Origin of the sequence: Flavobacterium sp. IB48, assembly GCF_016405855.1 — a bacterium.
Lineage (GTDB): Bacteria > Bacteroidota > Bacteroidia > Flavobacteriales > Flavobacteriaceae > Flavobacterium > Flavobacterium ginsengisoli.
Window position 1 is genome coordinate 540,302 of sequence record NZ_JAEFCA010000003.1, and the last position, 18,372, is coordinate 558,673.

The 18,372-nt window shown below is 33.2% G+C and carries 16 protein-coding genes; 6 read left to right on the top strand and 10 right to left on the bottom strand.

Annotated elements, in window-relative coordinates; genetic code table 11:
• Positions 1-182: 182 nt before the first annotated feature.
• Together JC605_RS13015 and JC605_RS13020 are read left to right on the top strand one after the other, a co-directional pair.
• Positions 183-362, top strand: coding sequence for a hypothetical protein (locus JC605_RS13015; protein WP_198856605.1), 180 nt, complete (start codon positions 183-185; stop codon positions 360-362).
• Between the two features lie 89 nt (positions 363-451).
• Entirely contained in the window at positions 452-2,134 is a 1,683-nt protein-coding gene (locus tag JC605_RS13020) for an ATP-binding protein (protein WP_370569055.1), read from the top strand.
• A gap of 71 nt (positions 2,135-2,205) precedes the next feature.
• Here JC605_RS13020 and JC605_RS13025 read toward each other — a convergent pair whose 3' ends face one another.
• On the bottom strand, positions 2,206-2,739 hold the full coding sequence (locus tag JC605_RS13025; RefSeq protein ID WP_198856607.1) for a 5'(3')-deoxyribonucleotidase: 534 nt from the start codon (positions 2,737-2,739) through the stop codon (positions 2,206-2,208).
• A gap of 98 nt (positions 2,740-2,837) precedes the next feature.
• Between JC605_RS13025 and JC605_RS13030 the strand changes: the two genes are divergently transcribed.
• On the top strand, positions 2,838-3,584 hold the full coding sequence (locus JC605_RS13030) for a DeoR/GlpR family DNA-binding transcription regulator (RefSeq protein WP_198856608.1): 747 nt from the start codon (positions 2,838-2,840) through the stop codon (positions 3,582-3,584).
• A gap of 69 nt (positions 3,585-3,653) precedes the next feature.
• Here JC605_RS13030 and JC605_RS13035 read toward each other — a convergent pair whose 3' ends face one another.
• The 5 genes from JC605_RS13035 to JC605_RS13055 form a co-directional block, all read right to left on the bottom strand.
• Positions 3,654-5,105, bottom strand: coding sequence for a TolC family protein (locus tag JC605_RS13035; protein WP_198856609.1), 1,452 nt, complete (start codon positions 5,103-5,105; stop codon positions 3,654-3,656).
• Positions 5,098-8,265: an efflux RND transporter permease subunit gene (locus tag JC605_RS13040; RefSeq protein WP_198856610.1), complete on the bottom strand. Its 3,168-nt coding sequence runs from the start codon at positions 8,263-8,265 to the stop codon at positions 5,098-5,100. The genes JC605_RS13035 and JC605_RS13040 overlap by 8 nt, the downstream gene beginning before the upstream one ends.
• A 34-nt stretch (positions 8,266-8,299) precedes the next feature.
• The gene (locus JC605_RS13045) at positions 8,300-9,382 is read right to left on the bottom strand and encodes an efflux RND transporter periplasmic adaptor subunit (RefSeq protein WP_198856611.1); all 1,083 of its coding nucleotides are present in this window, start codon (positions 9,380-9,382) and stop codon (positions 8,300-8,302) included.
• A gap of 174 nt (positions 9,383-9,556) precedes the next feature.
• Positions 9,557-9,934 carry a hypothetical protein gene (locus JC605_RS13050; protein ID WP_198856612.1) on the bottom strand — a complete coding sequence of 126 codons (378 nt, stop codon included), beginning with the start codon at positions 9,932-9,934 and terminating at the stop codon, positions 9,557-9,559.
• Positions 9,935-10,102: 168 nt separating this feature from the next.
• On the bottom strand, positions 10,103-10,510 hold the full coding sequence (locus JC605_RS13055; RefSeq protein WP_198856613.1) for a GNAT family N-acetyltransferase: 408 nt from the start codon (positions 10,508-10,510) through the stop codon (positions 10,103-10,105).
• Positions 10,511-10,682: 172 nt separating this feature from the next.
• Between JC605_RS13055 and JC605_RS13060 the strand changes: the two genes are divergently transcribed.
• Positions 10,683-11,249, top strand: a complete 567-nt coding sequence (locus JC605_RS13060; RefSeq protein WP_198856614.1) for an outer membrane beta-barrel protein — start codon at positions 10,683-10,685, stop codon at positions 11,247-11,249.
• Between the two features lie 65 nt (positions 11,250-11,314).
• Here the strand turns inward: JC605_RS13060 and JC605_RS13065 are convergent, their stop codons facing one another.
• The 4 genes from JC605_RS13065 to JC605_RS13080 all read right to left on the bottom strand — a co-directional run bounded on the left by JC605_RS13065 (position 11,315) and on the right by JC605_RS13080 (position 16,270).
• Positions 11,315-11,929 carry a tetratricopeptide repeat protein gene (locus JC605_RS13065; RefSeq protein WP_198856615.1) on the bottom strand — a complete coding sequence of 205 codons (615 nt, stop codon included), beginning with the start codon at positions 11,927-11,929 and terminating at the stop codon, positions 11,315-11,317.
• Between the two features lie 158 nt (positions 11,930-12,087).
• Positions 12,088-13,965, bottom strand: a complete 1,878-nt coding sequence (locus JC605_RS13070; protein ID WP_198856616.1) for a M1 family metallopeptidase — start codon at positions 13,963-13,965, stop codon at positions 12,088-12,090.
• A gap of 339 nt (positions 13,966-14,304) precedes the next feature.
• Positions 14,305-15,885, bottom strand: a complete 1,581-nt coding sequence (locus tag JC605_RS13075) for an NADP-dependent glyceraldehyde-3-phosphate dehydrogenase (protein WP_198856617.1) — start codon at positions 15,883-15,885, stop codon at positions 14,305-14,307.
• A 73-nt stretch (positions 15,886-15,958) separates the two neighbouring features.
• Positions 15,959-16,270 (bottom strand): rhodanese-like domain-containing protein, encoded by a 312-nt coding sequence (locus JC605_RS13080; protein WP_095929060.1) that lies wholly within the window; start codon positions 16,268-16,270, stop codon positions 15,959-15,961.
• Positions 16,271-16,632: 362 nt separating this feature from the next.
• On the opposite strand from JC605_RS13080, the gene JC605_RS13085 reads away from it, so the two are divergent.
• Together JC605_RS13085 and JC605_RS13090 are read left to right on the top strand one after the other, a co-directional pair.
• Entirely contained in the window at positions 16,633-17,259 is a 627-nt protein-coding gene (locus tag JC605_RS13085) for a Crp/Fnr family transcriptional regulator (protein WP_198856618.1), read from the top strand.
• A 266-nt stretch (positions 17,260-17,525) separates the two neighbouring features.
• Positions 17,526-18,311 carry a sulfite exporter TauE/SafE family protein gene (locus JC605_RS13090; RefSeq protein ID WP_198856619.1) on the top strand — a complete coding sequence of 262 codons (786 nt, stop codon included), beginning with the start codon at positions 17,526-17,528 and terminating at the stop codon, positions 18,309-18,311.
• Positions 18,312-18,372 lie beyond the last annotated feature (61 nt).

The following is an 18,372-nucleotide window of genomic DNA, read 5'->3' on the forward strand; positions in this document are numbered from 1 at the left end:
ATATAAAACTAGTTCTAATTAACATTGTGGAAAACCGTAAGACCGAGTTTATTCGGGAAGTATAAATTACGTCTTACAGGTCTACACGATCTACTTCCCAAAACCAATTTTGGTATCGCATTCCAAGATCTGGATCAACTCCGGACAGCCATACCTATGTCTAATTTCTAAAATAAACTAAAATGAAAAAACTAATACTATTTATCGCTTTTGCGCTATTGTTCACGATATTTTCTTGTACTCCTGATGAGTATGAGGCACAACCAAAAAAGAAAATTGAAAAAGTTGGCACACCGTCAGCAGAGTATAATGAGGGTCCTGGTGACAAAGGAAATGGAAATCCGCCACCACCAGGTCCATAATAAAAAAAAGTTTTTAGTATCTAATTAATTACTATTTTCGGGGAAAGTAAATTTAAATGTTACGATCCCCGTTTTTTTATTGTATTATTTTGCTTTTGCTTTTTTCCTGCGAAGAAAAAAAGCCTGTTAATCCTGATAATGAATCTATTCGGAAAGAGGCACTCTTTTTACGGAACAAAGCCATTGAAAGTTTTGACAAACAAGATTTTAATACTTCGTATAATTTATACAATAAATCAAAGGCACTTTATGAAATCATAAAAGACAGTGCCAATATCTCATATATCCTTCTTAAAATCGCGGATATTCATCAGAGGAATGGAGATTATTATGGAAGCAAAGAAATTATAACCGAGGCATTACCGTATATAAAAAAAGGAGTTTATTCTGCGAGTGCAAATAATGCGTTAGGCATTGCAGACAAAGAACTTTCTCTTTATGACGATGCTATTTTTTACTACAAAAAAGCAGCAAATGAATATACAGATCTACTTTTAAAACAAGCACCTATACAAAATATTGCAGCTGTATATATTTATCAAAAAAAATATGACAAAGCAATTCCGATCTTGGACTCTCTTTTACAATCTCTTTCTAGTAAAGATTTAAAAGAGAAAGCTACACCATATGACAAGGCTATACTACTAGACAATTTAGGATATGCCTACTTTAAGAACGGAATAGATGATAAAAGTTTTCATTTAATGAAGGAAGGTCTGCAAATTAGACTTGATACTAAGGACACCTACGGAAGCATTGAAAGCTATCTCCATCTTGCTGATTATTATTCTAAACAAAACAAAACAAAATCAGACGAAAATGCTCTTTTAGCTTATAAAGCTTCTACACAACTGAATAGCATTGACGAAAGATTAGAAGCGCTTCAAATACTAATTTCAAATGATAATAGCCTTAACACGGCAAAATATATCCAAAAGTATTTTACGTTAAACGACAGCATTATTAAAGTTCGAAACAATTTTAAAAATAAGTCTGCCAAGATTAAATACGATGCAAAAAAAGAAAAAGACGAAAACGAAAAACTACGTTTAGAAAAAGCAGAAAATCAATTATCACTTCAAAAAGCCAAATATCTTAGAATTGTATTTGTAATTGTTTTTTTCTTTTTGGTGATTTTAATTGCAATTTTAATTCGCTATTATAAAAATAAAAATAAGGCAATCGAATTTAAAAGTTCGTACGACACCGAAACGAGAATTTCAAAAAAAATACATGATGAATTGGCAAATGATGTATTTCAAGTAATTGCTTTCGCCGAATCTCAACCATTGGCCAAAGAAAATACCAAAGAGAATCTTCTCCAGAAGTTAGATGATATTTACGGACGCGTTCGAGGAATTTCAAAAGAAAACAATAAGATCGAAACGGGCAAAGATTTTACCAAAAGCATCAAGGAAATGCTTTCTGCTTACAATACTACTGAAAGAAATATTATTGCTACAAACTTAGAAAGCGTAGAATGGGAAGATGTTGATGATATAAAGAAAATTACCATTGGGCGCGTTTTACAAGAATTAATGGTAAATATGAAGAAACACAGTAAGGCCTCTCTTGTTGTAATAAAATTTGAAAGTGATCCAAAATCAATTCTAATACGTTACACCGATAACGGAATTGGCTGTGAAAAAACGAAGATTTCTAAAAATGGTCTCCAAAATATGGAACACCGTATTCAGACCGTTAAAGGAACTATCGAATTTGAAACAGAACCCGAAAACGGATTTAAAGCTAAAATTGTCATTCCTAAATAAACAAAAGCCTTTCAGAATATTTCTGAAAGGCTTTTTCTTCAAAAAACAAGTAATTTTTAAATTACCTTGCGTTAAACTGCCTCTTTCAAAACAGCAACAGCTTCTTTCCAATTATTTACTCTCAAATAATTCTCTTTTTTGACATTATGAAATGCTGTAAACATAATAGGCTTACCCATGCAAAAATCTAAATTCTTTGGATGATCATCGATTAGATAATCAGTATTGATAATGGTTTTGCTTCCGCATAAAACGATATTTTGCCATTGAATAAAAGGAAAATGTTCTGCGAGCCATTCTATTTTTTCATTCAGCGAAAGCGGAAATTCTGTCGCCGCAGATACAATATAAATCTCAAAATTTTCCTGTAATAACTTTAAGCTTTCTACCGCATCATCTATTACTGGCAAGGTTCTAAAAAAATCTTTAGAGTTTAAAACACTGCGTACTTTCTCTCGGCCATAAAAAGCTTCTTCTTCTGTCAAACCTTGAATTTCTTCTCTTAAAATTGTTATTCCGAAATCTCTTTCGAAGTAAGTTATTAGGTGTGCTTCTACATCAGCAAGCACTCCGTCCATGTCGACTGCAATTGATTTCTTTTTCATTGTAAATTTATTTTGCCACTAAATTATGCAAAAATTGCAATAAACAGCAAAATATTGCAATTTTTTATTTATTTTTGCAATATAAAACCGCAAAACAAATGAGAAAGGAAGAACGACAGCAGACAATTTTAGAATATTTATCTAAAGAACATCGGGTAACTTCGGTAGAATTAAGTGAGTATTTGAGTGTTTCTGAAGACACAATTAGACGTGATCTAAAAGAACTTTCAGATCAAGGGCTTTTAAAAGCTGTGCGTGGTGGTGCGGTTGCTCCTTCTCCAATGCCTTTGCATTACAGAAAAAGAGAAAAACACGATCTTGAAAACAAAAAGATTATTGCAGAAAAAGCAATTTCTTATCTAAAAGATGGTCAAGTAGTTTTTATTGATGGAGGAACAACTTCTTTGGCTCTTGTAGCAAGTTTTCCACATGATTTAAAACTCACTGTTATAACAAACAGTTTTCCTGTTGCTGTTTTGGTTGAAGATTTGCCCAACATTGAATTGATTTTTGCCGGAGGAAAAATGTGTAAAACCTCTTTTACAACTTCGAGCATGGAATCACTAGATTTTTTTAGAAGTTTTAGAGCAGATGTTTGCATTTTGGGAACATGCGGTATCCATCATGAACGTGGTCTAACTGGAATTTTATACGACGATTCTCAAATCAAAAAAAATATGATTCAGAATTCGAATTTCATAATTGCTTTGGGTTCAAGTGAAAAAATCGATACCGGAGAAACTTATTTTGTTGCGCATTTAAAAGACATTGATGTTTTGGTAACTAATATTTCGCCTGACGAAGAAATATTAAAACCGTATAAAAAACAAGTAACGGTTCTTTAGCCAAAACAAAAAAAGCCTTTCAGGATTTTACTCCCAAAAGGCTTTTTTACTACAAATTAAGTGGCAATTTTATTTCCATCCACCGCCCAAGTCTCTGTAAACATGGACTGCAGCATTTAATTGTTCTTTTTTAGTATCGATTAATTCCAATTTAGCTTCTAATGCATCTCTCTGCGTCATTAAAACTTCGAAATAATCTACTCTTGCCGATTTAAACAAATCGTTTGAAACGTCAATAGAAGCATTTAAGGCATCAACTTGTTTTGATTTAAGATCGTAACCTTTTTGAAGATTCTCAATCTTAGACATTTGATTTGACACTTCTAAATAAGCATTTAAAACCGTACGATCGTAATTGTATAATGCTTGAATTTGTCTTGCATTTGCACTTGCAAACTCTGCTTTAATTGCATTTCTATTAATCAAAGGCGCAACAAGATCTCCTGCCAATGAGTACAATAGCGATTCTGGCATTGTAAACAAATAAGAAGGTTTGAAAGCATTTACCCCAATTGCAGCTGTAATATCCAAAGAAGGATAAAACTCAGCACGAGCTACTTTTACATCTAATTTTGCTGCTACTAATTCTAGTTCTGCTTGTTTTACATCTGGACGATTCTCTAACAATTGAGAAGGAATTCCAGAACTTACAGCCGCTGGTAAAAGACTTAAGAAATTAGTATTACTTGTTCTTTTAATTTCCTGCGGATATCTTCCAAGCAAAAAGTTGATCTTGTTTTCTGTTTCTTTTATCTGCTGTAAGATATCAAACTCCATACTTTGCGAAGTTAAAACCTCAGCTTCAAATTTCTTAACTCCAAGTTCTGTTGCTCTTGCAGCTTGTTTTTGAACTTTTACAATTTCTAAAGCATTAGTTTGCAATTTGATAGTTTGTTTTACAATATCTAATTGATTATCTAAAGCTAATAATTCATAATACGAATCGGCAACTTCGGCAATAAGGTTTGTAATAACAAAATTTTTACCTTCAACAGTAGCCAAATATCTATTTAAAGCTGCTTTTTTAGAATTGCGAAGTTTTTTCCAAATATCTACTTCCCAGTTTGCATAAGCGGCAATAGTAAAATCTCCAAGCGGATCTGGCATCTCTTTACCTGGTTTAATTTCAGTTGTAGCATCACCCGCTCCTTGACTTGTATATCTACCCACTTTTTCTACTCCAGCTCCAGCACGTAAACCTGCAGTTGGCAGTAAAAGTCCTTTTTTTACACGAATATCATTCTTTGCGATTTCTATTTCCTGTAAAGTAATATTTAGTTCTTGGTTATTTTTAAGAGCAGCATCAATTAAATCAACTAGATTCTGATCTTTAAAATAATCTTTCCAGTTTAATGCCGCTGTATTATTGTTTGCATCTTGTGTTTGAACAGTTGCACCAAACGAATCAGGAACTGGCGTACTTGTAGTTACTGCTGCTTCAGGTGCAGGGGTTTTACACCCTGCAACTGCTAGACATGCAGCTAATACAATACTATATTGATATGTTTTAACTTTATACATGATTGTTATCAATTTCTTCTGTTAATGGGTTTTCTTCTTCATGTTTTACCAATTTGTGTTTTTCGGCAATTTTAGCAAATATGAAATACAAGCCCGGAATTACAAAGACACCACAAATGGTTCCAATAAGCATACCTCCTGCCGCCGCAGTACCAATTGTTCTGTTACCTATTTTACCTGGACCAGTTGCAAATGCAAGCGGTAATAAACCAGCAATAAAGGCAAACGAAGTCATCAAAATTGGACGGAACCTTGCTTTTGCTCCTTCCATTGCTGCATCCAAAACAGATTTTCCTGCTGCATGTCTCTGGATCGCAAACTCGACAATCAACACGGCATTCTTACCTAATAAACCGATAAGCATTACCATGGCAACCTGAGCATAGATATTGTTTTCTAATCCTGTTAATTTCAATAAAAGGAAAGCTCCAAAAATACCCGCTGGTAAAGAAAGAATTACTGACAATGGCAAAATAAAACTTTCGTATTGAGCTGCTAATACCAAGTAAACGAATCCTAAACAGATTAAGAATACCCAAATAGCTTGATTACCTTGTGCCACCTCATCGGCAGAAATACCTGCCCAGTCAATGTCATATCCTCTCGGCAATTTTTCAGCAGCTACTTTCTGAATCACTTTAATAGCTGTACCAGAACTAAATCCTGGAGCTGGCGAACCACTAATTTGTGTTGAGGTATACATGTTATGACGTGTGATTTCTGAAAGTCCATACACTTTTTCTAATTTCATAAAAGCAGAATAAGGCACCATTTCATCACGGTCGTTTTTAACATACAATTTCAAGATATCATCTGGCTGTGCACGATATTCTGGCGAAGCCTGAACAATTACTTTATAGTTAATACCAAATTTAATAAAACTGATTTCGTAATTACTTCCCACAAGAGTTGACAGCGTATTCATGGCATTTTCAATAGAAACACCTTTTTGCTGTGCCAAGTCGTTATCAACTTTCATCATGTATTGAGGGAAACTAGAACTGTAGAAACTAAATACGTTTGACAATTCTGGCTGTTTGTTTAATTCAGCCACAAACTCATTATTTACCTGTTCCATTTTCTTGTAATCTACAGAACCTGTTTTATCTAGTAAGCGAAGTTCAAATCCTCCAGCAGCACCATATCCTGGTACAGCAGGCGGTTGGAAAAATTCGATATTAGCTCCTGTAATATCTTTACATTTTTCCTCCATTTCATGCATGATCTCCAAAACAGATTCTTTTCTGTCGCTCCAGTCTTTAAGGTTAACCAAACAAGTTCCAGAGTTAGATCCTGTACCTTCAGATAAAATCTCATAACCTGCCAATGAAGAAACCGATTTTACTCCATCAATATCTTCTGCAATTTTTTGAACTCGTTCTGCAATACTATTAGTTCTTTCTAAAGATGAACCTGGTGGTGTCTGAATTACAGCATAAAACATTCCTTGGTCCTCATTCGGAATAAAACCAGAAGGAACATTGCTACTAATGATCCATGTTCCAGCACAGAAACCTAAAAGCGCTACAATTGTAACCACTCTTCTGTCAACAATTTTACCTAATAGGTTTTGATATTTACCTTGTGCTAAATTGAATTTTTCGTTGAAAGCATCAATAAATCTATTTGCAGGAGTTTTCTTTTTAGGTACGCCGTGGTTATTTTTTAGCATCATCGCACAAAGTGCAGGCGTTAAAGTCAAGGCCACAATACCAGAAAGAATAATCGCAGTTGCCATAGTTACAGAGAATTGTCTGTAGAATACTCCAACAGGTCCCGACATGAACGCAACCGGAATAAATACTGCAGCCATTAAGAATGTAATTGCAATAATAGCTCCCGCAATCTCGTGCATGGCTTGTTTAGTTGCTTTAAATGGCGAGAGATGTTCTTCTTCCATCTTGGCGTGGACGGCCTCAATAACCACAATCGCATCATCGACCACGACCCCAATCGCTAATACAAGTGCGAATAGCGTAATTAAGTTCAACGAAATATCAAAAAACGTCATGAACACAAACGTTCCTACCAATGATACTGGAACCGCGATAGCCGGAATAACCGTAGAACGCCAGTCTCCTAAGAAAAGGAAAACTACTAAACCAACCAGAATAAATGCCTCAACAAGAGTGTGAATTACTTTTTCGATAGAAGCATCAAGGAATTTAGAAACGTCATATGAAATTTCGTAATCCATTCCTTTTGGAAATCTTTGTTTGATTTTTTCCAGTTTTGCTTTTACCTCTTCAATAACCTGATTCGCATTACTTCCAAATGATTGTTTTAATACGATTGCTGCTGATGGTTTTCCATTCAAATTAGAATAGATATCATACATCGAGCTTCCAAATTCAACTTTAGCAACATCTTTCAATCTTAAAAGCTCTCCATTTGGATTTGCTTTTACCACAATATTCTCATATTGCTCTTTTGTTGTATAACGCCCAGAATATTTCAATACATATTCGAATGCTTGAGAACGTTTACCAGAACTTTCACCCGTTTTACCAGGAGAAGCTTCCAAACTCTGACTTGATAATGCTTCCATTACCTCATCAGCAGAAATTTTATAAGCCAACATACGGTCCGGTTTTAACCAGATACGCATTGCATATTCACGTGTTCCTAAGATATCTCCAGAACCAATACCATTTACCCTTTTTAATTCAGAAAGTACGTTAATATCGGCATAGTTATACAAGAACTTCATGTCGGTATTTTTGTCTGTACTGTAAAGGTTCACGTACATCAACATACTCGGTACTTCTCGTGTAATTTTAATACCCTCACGAATTACCAAAGGAGGAAGTTTATTGGTAACAGAAGCCACACGGTTCTGAACGTTAATTGCAGCTTGGTTAGGATCTGTACCTAAGTTAAAAACTACTTTGATTGTTGCTTCACCATCGTTTCCGGCATCTGAAGCCATATATTTCATTCCCGGAACACCATTTAAGGCTCTTTCCAAAGGAATAACAACTGCCTTGATCATCAACTCACCGTTAGATCCAGGATAATCTGCCGTAACGTTAACCATTGGAGGTGAAATTGTCGGGAATTGTGTAATTGGTAAATTTAAAACCGACAATATCCCTAAAAAGACAATAATCAACGATATCACTATCGAAAGAACAGGTCTTTGAATAAATTTATTAAACATTTTTGTATATTTTAATGATTAAAACCCAGTAAACCTATTCTGCTTTTAAGCGTAAATTATTGATTACTTTGTTAGGAGATTGGTAATCGTATTTAATCTTGTCGTTTTCTTTTACTTTCTGAACACCTTCAAGTAAGATTTTATCATTCTCTGTAATACCGCTTCTGATTACATACAAATCAGGAATCTCTCCCGTAATAGTGATTTCTCTTGAGCTTACTTTATCATCTTTACCTATTACAAAAACATATTTTTTATCCTGTATTTCGTAAGTTGCTTTTTGTGGAATTATGATAGCATTCTTAAGAGGAACATTCATCTGAACTTGTCCTGTTTCTCCATTTCTAAGTAATTTTCCAGAATTAGGGAATCTTGCTCTGAAAGCAATATTTCCGGTTTCATTATTAAATTCACTTTCTATAACTTCAACATTTCCTTTCTCTTTGAAAATATCTCCATTAGCCAAAACTAAATTCACCTTATTATCAGCACGATCCTTTATATTCGTTTCATAGCTAATATATTCTGGTTCAGAAACATTGAAGTATGCAAACATCTGACTGTTGTCTGAAAGACTCGTCAACAATTCCCCTTCATCAATTAAACTTCCTAGTTTTAAAGGAATACGGTCAATTGTTCCATCAAATGGAGCTCTAATTTCTGTGAATGATAAATGTAATTTTGCTAGTGCCACTTCAGCTTTTGCAGATTGTAATTTTGCTTGAGCAACACTCAATTCGTTTTTAGAAACGATATTTTTATCAGCCAATAATTTTGAATTTTGCAATTCAATTTCTGCCGATTTTTGTTCAGCTTGTGCTTTAAGCAATTCAGACTGATACATGTTTGGCATAATTTTGAACAACAGCTGTCCTTTTTTTACAAATTGCCCTTCATCAACATATATATTTTGTAAAAAACCTTTTTCTTGGGCACGAAGTTCGATATTTCGAACTGATTTTATTTGTGAAACGTATTCTTTGGTAAATGAAGTATCAATTTTAACCGGATTAGTAACGGTAAATTTTTCAACTTCTTCTTTTTCTTCTTTTTTAGATGTACAGCTCGTTAAGCACACCAAGGCCATTAAGCCTGTGAACACAATGATTTTTTTCATGATTTAGTTTGGAAATTAAGCGATTGAATGCTTTGGAATGAAAATTCCTTTGGATGTTAAAATGCATCAGTCAGCCGTAGCCCAGACCTTAACTTTCATATAAGCAGAAGTAGAAAAATATACAACAGCAAGATACGCAGATCGTAACTCAGGTAACCGATGTATATTGTAAAATCAAATTCTTAGTACTCTCTGAGTAATGTAGATAGGATTTGAATGCCCAAAAACAGGCGTAGAAATTTTAAAACGATTTGAATCATTCGCTGCAGACTGATCTGAAAGTGCCAGATACAAAGCGTCTACCAAACTATACGAAGCAGTAAAATACTTATTCGTAAGTAAATTAATATCATCACCGCCTCCTAGAAGATCTTCTTCAAGATCGATATCAGCATCTTCAATTACAGAACTACCGCGATCTTGACTAGTGAACTTAACTCTATGTTTATGTTCAAAATTGTGATGATGTGAAAGTGTACTAGCATTAAGATATTGGCCTCCGCCGAACAGAAGCAAATTCATGAATACTAAAAATACTATTAACTTTCTCATTTGGGTGCGAAAGTAGTAAAAGAATTAAAACAAAAAAAGATTTTTTAAGAAGGTTTAACAATTACATAAAACGAAAACGTTTTCATTCGTTTAATATTTAGCAATATTCTAGTCTATTATCTTACAATTATTACCATATATTTAAAAACCAACTATTTAGAACTAAACTCAAAAAAGAATAATTTCCATAATTGTAAACTCTTGACCCGCTTTTTCAAAAGTTTTAAAAGTATTTTTCATTCCAAATTTCTCGTAAAATGCTTTTTTATTGGTTCTAGCATTGCACCAAACTTTTTTCAGTCCCTTCTTTTTCGCAAATTCCAGTATTTGTATTAAAAGCTCAGAGGCAATTCCTTTTCCCTGGTATTCTTCTAAAGTTGCGAGTTTTCTAAACTGCATTTCTTCTCCTTCAATAAAACATGAAACTATAGAAACTAATTTATTTTCTTCAAAAACTCCAAAATGAAATCCTAAATCATCTTCTTTAAGTTGGACAAATTCAAAAGGTTGATCTGGCCACATTACCTCGTGTCTTATCTGCCAAGTATCGGACGCGTTTATTGTTTTAATTTCCATATTTCTTAAATCTTCTCAAAAATAATTCATTTTGAATTGATTGTAAAAAAGCAAAGAAAAAATATTGATGTTGTTAATTTTCAAAACATTACAAAAAAATAAAACAGATAAATCATTCATTTTTAATCTATTATGCTTATTTTTATAGTACCAAAATCAAATAAACCCTGTTATGAAAAAATTCTTTTTAGTAGCATTTTTATGTATTTGTGCAAATGGATTTGCACAGTTAATACAAATCGGACCACAAATTTCGACAAATATTACTTCTGTTAATACCAAAAATTTCAGCTCCGACCATACTAATACAGGAATTGGCGCTGCAGCATTTGCTAGGTTAAATCTTGCACTTTTTTATGCTCAGGGAGAATTTGGATATGCTCAAACCAATTTTAGTGTTTATCAAGATGCCATTGGAGAAACCGAATTTAAACTTGCAGGAACAGATGCGTCATTAATTGCAGGGCTTAAAATTATTCCGCTTGGCAAATTGGGAAATGTAAGGCTTTTTGTTGGGTACAACTGGAAAAATTATTCTGATATAAGTAGAAGCAATAATCTCAATTCTGTAACATTCGAAAAAAACAATCACAGTATTCTTGGAGGCGTTGGGGTTGATGTCTGGAGATTGACTTTTGATTTAAGATATCTTGCGGGACTTAGTGATATTGACGCTTCTAGTAATGGCGAAATCAAAACTGGGGTTACAAATTTTTCGCTTGGATTTAAATTTCTATAAAAATGCCTCCAAATAGTATCTAACTTTTTGGAGGCAGTTCAAATAATTCTCTTTTTTATTTATTTCTAGATTTTAATGTAATAACTTTCTTCATTATTACCTTCAATCTTTTCTACTCTTTCTATTCTTTTAACAGCAACATTCACAACATGAAGCACATTTGCTCTTTCATCGATATTGCAATTCCAAATTGTTCCGTCTGAAAGTATAATTTCTGAAAATAATGAGACTGTATTATTTGAATCATTATAAATTAAGTTTTCTGTTTTTATCATTTTTTTTATTTTAGTCTTTTTGTCGACTTCAAAAAACAATATTGAATCTTCTTTAATTTCAATCACTTCATCAAATAAAGTTTCACCAGTAGAATCATCTAATGCAGATACCCAAACTGGCTGGTTTCCTGAACGTTTCCAAGTTCCAATTGCTTGATCTAAAATTTCCTTTCTTAAAACCTCACGTAATGTATCTACCATTTTCCCTGATTCTTGAGCGATCTCATTTTCAGGTTTAATTTTAGCTGCTAAAGAAAACAAATCGATAGCTTTTACAAAATCGGCTTTCTTATAGTAGGAAACAGCTAGTTCATATTTATTTTTTTGAAATGTTGCCTTTTGATCATTTTGTCCAAAAAACTGAAAGGTAGTTAGTAAAACAAGTAGGACAAATGTATTTTTCATGTTATTTTGTTTTTTTAGGGCATGCTAACATAATATATTTTACACAAATCCTTTTACGGTTTTCCGTATTTTTAATATTTATAATTATTTTAAATAAAAAATGCCACTTCATTAAAATAAAATGGCATTTTTAAACATATCGTTAAACTTCAACTAGTTTATTTAACATAAAAAATATTGTTTTCTGGAGTTGCATCCATGAAAATTCCTCCATCAAGTTCTATTTTTTCTATTTTTTTTGTGCTTTTCAAAACTATCTTCGCTATTTTCTCATTTTTTTCCCAAATAGCGGGTGTTTGATGTACAATTGCTTTCGATTTATCTGCATAAGTAATTACAACATCAAACGGAATTGCAAAGCCTCCAATATTTTCTACTGTTATAGTTTTCTTATCGGCAGAAAGGCCCTTTACTGCAATATCTAAATAATTGTTTGTAAAGAACCAATTATTGAAAAACCAATTTAAATTCTTTCCTGTTGCTGTATTAAATGAATTAAAGTAATCCCAAGGAATTGGATGTTTCCCGTTCCAAGTATCCATATAAAAATGAAGTGCTTTTTTAAACATATCATCTCCCAACATATCTTTCAAAGCTAAGTAAGATAGAGAAGCTTTACCATAAGAATTATTTCCATAACCAGCTCCAGAAACCTGAGTTGACATTGTTATAATAGGCTGATCTTGCTCTGCAGAACGATCCTTAATATAACTTTTTACTCTAAAATCTTGGTAAAATTTATCTGCTGCTTCTTTTCCATGCTCAGCAATTCCAATTAAATACTCAAAAGTTGTTGCCCAACCTTCATCCATAAATGCATAACGAGTTTCGTTAATTCCCATATAAAATGGAAAATAGGTATGAGCTACTTCATGGTCTTGAACTAATTGTGCAAAAACAGGATCATCCATCTGAGAATCATTACACATCATAGGATATTCCATATCTGCGAAACCTTGAAAAGCTGTCATTTTAGAAAACGGATACGGAACGCCTGGCCAATTGTTAGAAAACCAGTCTAAAGCATATTGGTTATTTTTTACTGAGTTTACAAAATCAGTTCCTTTAACATTATAGGCTGCCTGAATACTTGCACGACGATTTGTTTTCTTATCTACTACAACACTGCTAGCATCCCATAAATAGTGATCGCTTAAACCAAAGCAAACGTCAGAGATGTTTTTCGCTTCAAATTTCCAGATATTCCAATCGTATTGTTTCGTTACAACTCCGCTTTTCATTTCTTGCTCATTAGCTATATGCAAAATTTCATCTGTTGTGTATGATTTTTTTAAGCGTGAAGCAAATTCAGGTTGTAAAACCTCATCTGGATTTAACAAATCTCCTGTTGCATACACCACATAATTTTTAGGTGCTTTTACAGAAAAAATATAATCGTTGAAATCATTGTAAAATTCTTGACGGTCTGTATGCGCTAATCTATCCCATCCGTTATAATCATCAAAAACAGAAACGCGAGGATAACTGTAGGCTACAAAAAATGTTGTTTCGTCAATCTGCCCTTCTCTACCACTTTCTTTAGACAAAGGATAATTCCACTGAATATTAATAATTGTTTTTGAATTTGGTAAAATTGGTTTTTGCAATTTCACATTTCCAACAGTTCCCCAATTTTTAGCGTCTTCTTTGTAAACTTCATTTTCAATTTTTAATGAAGTGATCGTTAATCCATCGCTTAAAAAATCGTTGCTTACTTCACCACCTCTTGGAGAAGAAGGTTTATGCAGATTATTTACAAAACGGATCACTAAGTTTCTTAAAGTATCCTTGCTATTGTTTTCGTAAATAATACTTTCAGTCCCGCTGACTAATCTTGTTTTTGGATCAACTGAAATTTCCATATTATATTTTCCACGGTTCTGCCAATAGTTTGCACCAGGTTTTCCATCTTTAGAACGTGTGCCGTTCTCATAAGCTTTTTTCATGTTTCTAGGCATATAAAGCTCTTGTGCAAAGCTATTTTGGGCAAAAAAAACAAATGCTATTAATGCAAACTGCAAAAATTTCTTTTTCATAAGTGACTTTTGAATCTTTAAATTATTTCTTTTATAAGACTGCTGTTTTAAAACAATGTTACAAATTTAATTATTAATTGTGAATGGTGAATTGTAAGTTGTGAATTGTAAATGGTGAAATGTGAGATATAGAAAAACTTCATTTTATATTTTACATCAAACTTTTACAAAAAAAACTAAAATCTTAAAAACTTAGAATCCTTAAAAGAAAAAAAACTTAGAATCTTAGCGTCTTAGATCCTTAGAATCTCTAAAAAAAACCTTAGCCACTTTAAAAGAAAAACCGTCTATCACCAAAGGCAACAGACGGCATCTACAATTAATATATAACCTTGATGGCTACAAAATATAATCGGTATTAATAAAATTCGATTCTTTGCTGTTAAGCAATTCCTGCAGAATCTCATTATTATAATCGATATCTTTTGAAGCTACAAACGTACGAATTGAGAAAGAACGCAAAGCATCTGGAATACTCAAAGTTCCTACTGCAGAATCTTTTCTTCCTGTGAAAGGGAAAGCATCTGGCCCTCTTTGGCAAGAACTGTTGAGGTTTACTCTACAAACTAAATTAACCAAAGCATCAATTAGCGGTGCAAGCGTTTTAATATCTTTACCAAACAAACTTACTTGCTGTCCGTAATTTGATTCTGCCATATCTTTTAAAGGTTCTTTAATATCTTTAAACGAAAGTACAGGAACAACTGGTCCGAACTGCTCTTCGTGATACACGCGCATTTCTTTATTTACTGGATATAAAACTGCTGGAAAAATATAATTATCAGTATGTTTTCCTCCTTTTTCATTAATCACTTTAGCTCCTTTGTGAAGAGCATCATCAATTAATCCTTGAATATATTTTGGTTTATCTGTTTCTGGAAGTGGCGTTAATGAAACTCCTTTTTCCCACGGATTTCCGAAAAGTAAACTGTCTACTTTTTCAGCAAAACGTTTGTTGAATTCTTCCGAAATTGATTCGTGAACATACAACACTTTTAAAGCCGTACAACGCTGTCCGTTAAAAGATAAACTTCCTGTGATACATTCTTGAATAGCCAAATCTAAATCGGCATCTGGAAGAATAATCGCTGGATTTTTAGCTTCTAAACCTAAGATTAAACGCAATCTATTTTTGTTTGGATGCTGATCTTGTAAAGCAATCGCCGATTTACTGTTTCCAATTAATGCTAAAACATCAATTTTTCCAGATTTCATAATCGGAGAAGCCACTTCACGCCCTCTACCATAAACAATATTGATTACACCTTTTGGAAAACTGCTTCTGAAAGCCTCTAACAATGGCGAGATACATAAAACACCATGTTTAGCAGGCTTGAAGATTACTGTATTTCCCATAATCAAAGCTGGAATAAGCAATGAGAAAGTTTCATTTAAAGGATAATTATATGGTCCAAGACATAAAACCACTCCAAGAGGCCCACGGCGAATCATAGCATTTACGCCTTGCACTTTTTCAAAATGCGAACTGCGTCCGTTTAATTCTTTATAACTCGCAATAGTATCGTAAATATATTCTACTGTTCTGTCGAATTCTTTTTGTGAATCTCCAAGGTTTTTTCCAATTTCCCACATCAAAAGTTTTACTACTTCTTCGCGGGTTTCTTTCATTTGCTTCACAAATTTTTCCATGCATTTAATACGATCCACTACTTTCATAGTTGGCCATAAACCTTGCCCCATATCGTATGCATTGGTGGCAGCTTCGACAACTTCTGCTGCTTCTTTTTCTCCCATAAAAGGAATAGATCCTAATAAAGTAGGCGAATACTTTTCAGTTGAAGAAATAGTAGAAAACACAGGTGTGGTTTGCCCTGTCCATTGTTTCAATTCTCCATTTACAAGATAAGTATCTTGATTTATCAAACTTTTAATCTGATATTCTTCTGGTATAAAACTCATAATTTGGTTATTTAATGGTCTGGTAATTCATTTTCAAAAGAAAAAAGAGGCTTTTTTAGTGCCTCTTCTTCTTTTATGGTTGTACTGTTTCGCCTTCCCAATCCAGGATTCCTCCAAGCAGATTGTAGGCGTTTTCGATACCCAATTCGTTCATAATCTGACACGCTTTTGCGCTTCTAGCTCCAGAACGACAGTATACGTAATAATTTTTATTTTTGTCTAATTCTTCGATTTCATAGATAAATGCCTGCCCTTTATTGATATCAATATTTAGAGCATTCTCAATGTAGCCGTCATTAAATTCGTCTTCAGTTCTTACATCAAGTATAACTGCATTTTCGTCAGCTTCTAACTGAGCAACCCAATCTTCTTGTGATAAATTCATAATAAAATGTGTTTTTGTAAAATTACGACGTTTCTCTATATGAAAAACGTACCAAATGCGATTTCGATTATTATTCTCAGAAAACGTTTTAGAGAAAGTATTATAATCAGTGAATTACAAATTTAGTTACTATTTTTAAAAATTCAGCCTACAAAATCGATAGAAAATAGGATTTTTTCATTTTCATAAAATTAATCTTAAATCTAGTTTTCTGATAATTATTCCCACTTCAAACCATTATCTTTGCAAACAAATACATTTTTTAATTCGATTTTGACAAATATATTCGCCACGAATTACACGAATTGACACTAATTTATTTGTAAAAATTAATGCAATTGGTGGCAAAAAAAATCTACAATATGCAACATTCATTAAAAACCATTTTTCCTAATTTCTCTAATGAACTTATAGCTACAATAGAAGAAAATGGAAGTCTTCAGGATTTTAAAGCTGGAACCATTTTAATGCGTACCGGACAGTATATTAAAAATACTGTTTTGATCATTAAAGGAAAAATTAAAATCTATCGTGAAGGAGAAGATGGCGGAGAGTTTTTAATGTATTATCTACAACCTGGACAAGCTTGTGCCATTTCGATGATCTGTACTGCTAAAAGCGAAAAAAGCCAAATTATGGCAAAAGTCGTCGAAGATGTTACCGTAATGATGATTCCGTTGCAATTGATGGATAAATGGATGATGGAACACCGTTCTTGGTACGAATTTGTAATTGAAACTTATCGAAGCCGTTTTGAAGAAGTTCTCGAAGTCGTTGATAATATCGCTTTCCGTTCTATGGACGAAAGATTAGAATTCTACTTAAAACGTCATTCTGATGCTTGTGGTTGTTCTGAAGTAAATCTCTCACACCAAGAAATTGCAACCGAATTGAATACTTCACGAGAAGTCGTTTCCAGATTACTCAAAAAAATGGAACAGCGAGGTTTGGTCAAACTCAACCGAAACCAGATTGAGTTATTGAAATAGTTATTTTAGACACAGATTAAAAGGATTATTAGGATTTCTTTTTATTAAGAATAGAAAAATCCATCTAATCCTTTCAATCTGTGGCTAAAATATTTCCTGTTGTCAAGCTGAACGAAGTCGGAGTCTCGCAAAGCATTTCGACTTTGCTCAGCCTGACAAAATAATTCGTGAAAATTTGTGCAATTCGTGGCTAAAAAAAATCTTCTGTGATAAATGTTACTGTAGGTTTCTAATTTCCGAGGCAACTTTGCATTAAAATAAATGCAATGGAATATTTAGGATTTTTTGCCTCAATCATAATCGGAATCACACTTGGCTTAATTGGCGGTGGCGGTTCTATTTTGACTATTCCAATTTTAGTCTATTTATTTAAAGTTAATCCCGATCAGGCGACTTCTTATTCTCTATTCATTGTTGGCTTAACGTCTTTATTTGGAAGTTACAGCCATTATAAAATGGGAAATTTGAAACTGAAATCGGCTTTGTATTTTGCTATTCCTTCAATTGTTTCAATTTTAATTATACGCGAAGTTATATTTCCGCAAATTGCGGCAACGCTATTTTCTGTTGCTTCTTATACCGTTTCAAAAGATTTTCTGATTATGATTATCTTTTCGATTCTAATGATTACGGCAGCAATTTCGATGATTAAAAAAAATCAGCCCGAAATAAAATTAGCCGAACCCAATTATTCGCAATTGAGTTTGATTGGATTTTTGGTCGGAATCGTAACTGGATTTCTAGGCGCTGGTGGCGGATTTTTAATTATTCCTGCCTTGCTTTTTTTCGCCAATTTACCAATGAAGCAAGCGGTTGGAACCTCATTGTTAATCATTACTATTAATTCTTCACTTGGTTTTGCAGGCGATTTATACATCGGAACAACTATAAATTACACTTTCTTACTAAGCGTTTCTGCAATGGCCTTAATCGGAATGTTTGTTGGAAGCCAACTTTCTAAAAAAATTGATGGCGCAAAATTAAAACCGCTCTTTGGCTGGTTTGTTCTTGTAATGGGATTTTATATCATTGCTAAAGAAGTTTTTTTCTAATAGCAATCTTCAAAACTTTATTTAGTTTCACTTGTAGAGTAATCTTTGTCAAAGCATTAAA